Source organism: Leptospira soteropolitanensis, from assembly GCF_026151655.1.
Taxonomy (GTDB): Bacteria; Spirochaetota; Leptospiria; order Leptospirales; family Leptospiraceae; genus Leptospira_A; species Leptospira_A soteropolitanensis.
In genome coordinates, this window is sequence record NZ_JAMQPN010000101.1 from 1 (window position 1) to 544 (window position 544).

2 protein-coding genes are annotated in these 544 nt (G+C 29.2%); both read right to left on the bottom strand.

Annotated elements, in window-relative coordinates:
* The gene (locus ND811_RS19535; RefSeq protein WP_100720483.1) at positions 1–390 is read right to left on the bottom strand and encodes a type II toxin-antitoxin system MqsA family antitoxin; all 390 of its coding nucleotides are present in this window, start codon (positions 388–390) and stop codon (positions 1–3) included.
* A partial coding sequence (locus tag ND811_RS19540; protein WP_265353641.1) for a type II toxin-antitoxin system MqsR family toxin occupies positions 387–544 on the bottom strand: 158 nt, incomplete at its 5' end. The genes ND811_RS19535 and ND811_RS19540, both read right to left, overlap by 4 nt.

Consider the following 544-nt stretch of genomic DNA (forward strand, 5'->3'; position numbering starts at 1 on the left):
TTATTTATGAGAGACTTTTTGGTTTTTTAAAGGCAATCGTATATCTCCAACGAAGACATACCTGATCTTTCCAATGTTCATCATTTTATGAACAGATTGGCGGGATAATTTTAACTTCTTTGCCATTTCATCAACACTAATAAGATCAGCAGCTACAGTAACTTCTGCATCTTTTTTTGCTTTAAATTCAGCAATAGAAGCATTTATGTGATTTTGAGATTTTCTAGTAAGAATTCCGTCTTTGCAATTTTTGCAATAGTAACCTTCTAAATTATTGATTTTAAGGTTCCCATAATCTTTAATATTAAAATTTTCAGAGACATCAGTTTTGAAAACCATAGAATTAGTTTCACCACAGACAGGACAATCGATCCATTTTTTATCTTTCATAAGCTTTCATCTCCTTTAAAAGAAATAACTAAGGTATTACTGTTCGAAATTTGGATTTTAATATATAGTTTATAATTATTGCTTTCCTTTTTGTAAACATCGTGCCAGAGCAAATGATTATTATGAGAAGTCATTGATTTAAAGAAGTCAGAAT